The organism is Sphingomonas sp. (genome assembly GCF_019242355.1).
Taxonomy (GTDB): domain Bacteria; phylum Pseudomonadota; class Alphaproteobacteria; order Sphingomonadales; family Sphingomonadaceae; genus Sphingomicrobium.
The window spans coordinates 1-5,104 of record NZ_JAFAVR010000084.1; the positions used below are offsets into that span (position 1 = coordinate 1).

At 66.1% G+C, this 5,104-nt stretch carries 5 protein-coding genes; 3 read left to right on the top strand and 2 right to left on the bottom strand.

The genetic code is table 11. The features are described from left to right. The first annotated feature begins 134 nt into the window (after positions 1–134). Positions 135–971, top strand: a complete 837-nt coding sequence (locus tag JOZ79_RS03995) for a formate/nitrite transporter family protein (RefSeq protein WP_294070922.1) — start codon at positions 135–137, stop codon at positions 969–971. Here the strand turns inward: JOZ79_RS03995 and JOZ79_RS04000 are convergent. Then, positions 940–1,737, bottom strand: a complete 798-nt coding sequence (locus JOZ79_RS04000) for a DUF72 domain-containing protein (protein WP_294070925.1) — start codon at positions 1,735–1,737, stop codon at positions 940–942. The genes JOZ79_RS03995 and JOZ79_RS04000 overlap by 32 nt on opposite strands. Before the next feature lie 20 nt (positions 1,738–1,757). Here JOZ79_RS04000 and JOZ79_RS04005 point away from each other — a divergent pair, with 20 nt between their 5' ends. After that, on the top strand, positions 1,758–2,045 hold the full coding sequence (locus JOZ79_RS04005) for a type II toxin-antitoxin system RelE/ParE family toxin (protein WP_294070928.1): 288 nt from the start codon (positions 1,758–1,760) through the stop codon (positions 2,043–2,045). Further along, positions 2,045–2,332 (top strand): HigA family addiction module antitoxin, encoded by a 288-nt coding sequence (locus tag JOZ79_RS04010; RefSeq protein ID WP_294070931.1) that lies wholly within the window; start codon positions 2,045–2,047, stop codon positions 2,330–2,332. Before JOZ79_RS04005 ends, JOZ79_RS04010 begins: the two co-directional genes overlap by 1 nt. A gap of 530 nt (positions 2,333–2,862) precedes the next feature. Here the strand turns inward: JOZ79_RS04010 and JOZ79_RS04015 are convergent. After that, positions 2,863–5,103 (bottom strand): UvrD-helicase domain-containing protein, encoded by a 2,241-nt coding sequence (locus tag JOZ79_RS04015; RefSeq protein WP_294070934.1) that lies wholly within the window; start codon positions 5,101–5,103, stop codon positions 2,863–2,865. Position 5,104 lies beyond the last annotated feature (1 nt).

The window sequence follows — 5,104 nt, forward strand, 5'->3', positions numbered from 1 at the left end:
AATGGCTTGAATTAGACTGCCCCGGCCCGCCAACCTGTCCCGAGGCTGGACTGGAAAAAGTCCGCTCCATCACCCGCAAATCGGCTGAACAGCGTCCGCCGCGGTGCGTTCGTCGCTGCAAAGGAGCATCGCAAATGGCGGACCGGCAGCAGATCGTGGACCATGAAAAACGCGTGTCGCCACTGTCCGACCGCGAGATCCACGAAGCCGACGAGCGGTCCAGCACCAGCGCCAAGGTCGTCCACGAGGCCATCCGCATGGAAGGGACCGAGGAGCTGGACCGCCCGAGCGCGTCGATCGCCTGGTCGGGGCTGGCCGCGGGCCTGACCATGGGCTGTTCGATGCTCGGCCAGGGCATTCTTCGCGCCAGCCTGCGCGACGCGCCGTGGAGCGAGCTGCTGTCGGCGTTCGGCTACAGCCTCGGCTTCCTGTTCGTCACCATGGGGCGGCAGCAATTGTTCACCGAGACCACGCTGACGGTGATGCTTCCCGTGCTTCATCGCACGCATCGATTCAGCGCGGTCGCGCGCTATTGGGGAATTGTGTTCGCGACCAACATCGTCGCGACATTGCTGTTCGCCGCCGCGGCATCGATCCCGCATCTGTTCAAGCCGGAGACGGTCCAGGCGTTCACCGAGCTTGGCGTGAAGGCGGCATCGTGGGGTTTCGCCCTCACGCTGATCAAGGCGGTGGTCGCGGGCTGGCTCATCGCCCTCATGGTTTGGCTGATGCCGGCGGCTTCGTCGGCGAGGTTCGTGATCGTCATCCTGGTCACCTGGCTGATCTCGGTTGCGGAACTCAGCCACGTGATCGCCGGATCGATCGAGACCGCCTTCGCCGCCATGCACGGTGCGATCGGCTGGGACACTTATGCGATCGGATTCCTATTGCCCGCGCTGATCGGCAATTCGATCGGCGGGGTGGTGTTCGTGGCCGTGCTCAACCACGCGCAGGTGAAGGAAGAGATCTGACGGCACTGGCAAGAGCGAGCGCGTCGGCCGTCGCCGCCGAGGACGCGGTGTTGTCGAAGATGCACCAGGCGTCCTGATGCTCGCTGAGCAGGGCCGCGTAATGGCCGATGCGGTCGGCGTAGCTGGAGCGGTACATCACCGGCGATCCGTGCAGCCGCAAGTACGCGAACCCGCGCCAGCCGCCGGGGCGGTCGGCGCCTTCGAAGCGCGCGGGATCGGCGGCTACGCGGGCGACGCGCAGGCGGCGTAAGTGATCGTCGGCTTCCGGTGAGAACCAGCTGGCGTTGCGCGGCTCGCAGGCGACGGGGGTCGAGGCGCGGGCGCGTAGCGCCGTGAAGAAGCGGTCGGTTGCCGTCTCGTCATAGTCGAGCTTCGGCGGCAGTTGGACAAGCAGCGCGCCGAGCTTGTCTCCAAGCACCTCAACCTCCGCGACGAAGGCATCGAGCAACGCCTCGCAATCGGCGAGCTTGGCCTCGTGCGTGATCGTTTTCGGCAGCTTGACCGAGAAGCGGAAGCCAGCCGGCACGCTGTCGCGCCACCGCTCCCAGGTCGACGCTCGATGAGAGCGATAGAAGCTGCTGTTGATCTCGGCCGCGTTGAAGCGTGCGGCGTAGCGTTCGAGCGACGATCCCTCGGTCGGGAACTGGTCGGCGACGTTGCGCGGGATGGTCCAGCCAGCGGTGCCGATGTGGATGGTCATGGCACCGGAACGCGGCGAGGGCTGAGCCGTGCCATAGCCCGTCAAGTGTAACTTGACAGTCGACATGTCCACGCCTATTTCGGCCCATGCAGATCGAGAGCATCCGGCATAAGGCGCTGCGCCGGTTCGCCGAAACGGGGTCAAGAAAGGGCCTGCCAAGCGGATCGATCGAGCGGCTGGGCCGGATGCTGATGTATATCGAAGCGATCGCCGATGCCGAGGAACTCCGCGCGCCACCCAATTTCGGTGCGCACCGGCTGACCGGTGATCGTGAGGGCGAATGGGCGCTCACGGTCACAAGGAACTGGAGCATGACGTTCCGCGTCAATGCGGCGGGGGCCATCGAGGACATGGACCTGGAGGATTATCACTGATGGCGATCAAGATTCATCCGTCGATCTATGTTCATCCGGGCGAATGGCTTCGGAGGGAGATCGTCGAGCCGGCGGGCCTCAATGTCACGGCCGCCGCCGAACGACTGCATGTGACTCGTCAGGCGATGAGCAACCTGCTCAACGGCAACGCGGGCGTGTCGGCGGAGATGGCAATCCGGTTCGAGAAGGCGTTCGGAATCAGCGCGGACACGCTGGTCCGGATGCAGGCCGCGCACGAACTGGCGCAGGCGCGCGCGCATGAGGACGAGATCGAGGTGGCGGCTTAGGTTTGAGTTGGGCGGAGAGCGGACGTTCAATCTACGCAAGTCCATGCTTGTATCTTGCCGCCATCTACCCTCGCGACGCATCCCCTTGCGTCATCATCCGACCATTGACAGTGGCCGACGCCGGCTTTTCCGATCTGGCCACTTGAGGGCAGGCCGTGGGATACCTCCTGCTTCCATGACGGCGTGCCCTGCGCAGCGGGATCGGCGAGCAAAGAACGGTCATTGTAGCGGCACTCGCCTTCGCATTGCTTGCTATCGCTGCAAACCTTTCCGCGGTCCGCGAACAGATGAACGCAGACGGCTGCTTCTCGATCTTGGCGGAGCGGCCCTCTGATCATCCTTCCGCCAGACGTGAGGCATTGAGATGCCGCACTCTCTCGTGGCTGGGCGGCCGGTGGACGCTCCCCGCAAGCGCCAAGTGTTGCGACAAGAAGCGCAACGAGCAGCAGCGTGGTGGGAGCGATGCGCATGCGGACAGCTTAGGCGCTAGGCTGATGTCCGCAATGGGTCGAAAGCTGCCATAGGCCGGCTCACTCCGTGCTGACGAAACTGTCGAGCACCTTTTTCCGCCCCGCGTGCTCGAAGTCGATTTCGAGCTTGTTGCCTTCGATCACGGCGATGGTGCCGTAGCCGAACTTGCCGTGGAATACGCGCTGGCCGAGGGCGAGGTCGGTGCGGCCCTGGTTGCCGAGCGATACCGCTGACGCGCGGGCCTCGATGATGCGCGCGGGCTCGGGGTTGAAGCGGCCGCTCGACGAGGCGCGCTGCCAGCCGGGGCCGCGAGTGCTGGCGCGAGTGGATTGGGCGGCGGCGAGGTGAGCGAACGGGTCGGTTCGCTCCGACCATTGCGCTCGCCACAGGCTTTCGCCGCCGGTCATCGTGGTTTCTTCCTCGATGTGCGGCTTGGGCAGCTCGGCGACGAAGCGCGAAGGGATGGAGCTCGTCCACTGGCCGTAGATGCGACGGTTGGCGGCGTGGACGATGGTGCAGCGGCAGCGGGCGCGGGTGATCGCGACATAGGCGAGGCGGCGCTCTTCCTCGAGGCTTGCGAGGCCGCCCTCGTCGAGCGCGCGCTGCGACGGGAACACGCCTTCCTCCCAGCCGGGGAGGTAGACGGTGTCGAACTCCAGGCCCTTGGCGGCGTGGATGGTCATGATCGTGACCTTGTCGCCCTGCTTGGCCTCGTCATTGTCCATCACGAGGCTAACGTGCTCGAGGAAGGCGCCGAGGTTTTCGTACTCCTCCATGGCGCGGGTGAGCTCAGTGAGGTTCTCGAGCCGGCCGGCGCTTTCGGCCGAGCGGTCGGCCTGGAGCATGGCGGTGTAGCCGGATTCTTCGAGGACGATGCGGGCGAGCTCGGGGTGGGGGAGGTTCGAATTCCTCCCCGGAACGGGGAGGGGGACCGTCGGAACGACGGTGGAGGGGTCGCGAGCGGAGCGAGCGTGGGAAGTGGGGCCCCCTCCACCATCCTGCGGATGGTCCCCCTCCCCGTCCCGGGGAGGATTTCCAGAGGCCAGCATCCCCCGCCAGCGGGCGACATCGGCGACGAAGCGGCCGAGGCTGCGACGGGCCTGGGGGGTGAGCTCGTCGCTGTCGAGCATCTGGGCGGCGGCGAGGAGGAGCGGGAGCTGGGCGGCTCTCGCGTGGCGGTGGATGGCGGCAACCGCCTTGTCGCCGAGCCCGCGCTTGGGCTGGTTGACGATGCGCTCGAAGGCGAGGTCGTCGGCGGGCTGGGAGATCAGTCGGAGGTAGGCGATGGCGTCGCGGATCTCGGCGCGTTCGTAGAAGCGAAAGCCGCCGATGATCTGGTAATTGAGGCCGATCGCGATGAACCGCTCCTCGAACTCGCGGGTCTGGAACTGGGCGCGGACGAGGATGCCGACGTCGGACAGGGGCCGGCCGCGGGCGAGGGCGCTTTCGATCTCCTCGCCGATGCGGCGCGCTTCCTCGGGGCCGTCCCAGACGCCGATGACGCGGACCTTGTCGCCGTCGCCGCGGTCGGTCCACAGCGTCTTGCCGAGGCGGCCGCTGTTCTTCGTGATGACGCCGTCGGCGGCGGACAGGATGTGCGACGTCGATCGGTAATTCTGCTCCAGCCGGACGATGGTCGCGCCGGGGAAATCCTTTTCGAAGCGCAGGATGTTGGCGACTTCCGCGCCGCGCCAGGAATAGATCGACTGGTCGTCGTCGCCGACGCAGCACAGGTTGCGGCGGGGTTCGGCGAGCAGGCGCAGCCATTCATACTGACCGCTGTTGGTGTCCTGATATTCGTCGACGAGGATGTATCTGAAGCGGTCGCGATAGGCCTCGAGCACGTCCGGCTGGGTGCGGAAAATGACCAGCATGTGCAGCAGCAGGTCGCCGAAGTCGCAGGCGTTCAAGGTGCGCAGGCGATCTTGATATTGCGCGTAAAGCTCGGCGCCGCGGCCGGCGGCGAAGGCTTCGGACTCGCCGGCGTCGACCTGGGCCGGGGTCCAACCCCGGTTCTTCCAGCGGTCGATCAGGCCGGCGAGCTGACGCGCGGGCCAGCGCTTCTCGTCGAGGTTGGCGGCCTGGATGAGTTGCTTCAGCACCCGTAGCTGATCGTCGGTGTCGAGGATGGTGAAGTTCGACTGCAGCCCGGCCAGCTCGGCATGAATCCGGAGCATGCGCGCCGCCACCGAGTGAAAGGTGCCGAGCCACGGCATCCCCTCGATCGCCCCGCCGGAGATGGCGGAGACGCGCTCCTTCATCTCGCGCGCGGCCTTGTTGGTGAAGGTGACAGCGAGGATC

Excerpts from the sequence above, each read along its gene's own strand:
- JOZ79_RS03995 (WP_294070922.1), top strand. The coding sequence starts at position 135 with ATGGCGGACCGGCAGCAGATCGTGGACCATGAAAAACGCGTGTCGCCA.
- JOZ79_RS04005 (WP_294070928.1), top strand. The coding sequence starts at position 1,758 with ATGCAGATCGAGAGCATCCGGCATAAGGCGCTGCGCCGGTTCGCCGAA.
- JOZ79_RS04000 (WP_294070925.1), bottom strand. The coding sequence starts at position 1,737 with ATGTCGACTGTCAAGTTACACTTGACGGGCTATGGCACGGCTCAGCCC.
- JOZ79_RS04010 (WP_294070931.1), top strand. The coding sequence starts at position 2,045 with ATGGCGATCAAGATTCATCCGTCGATCTATGTTCATCCGGGCGAATGG.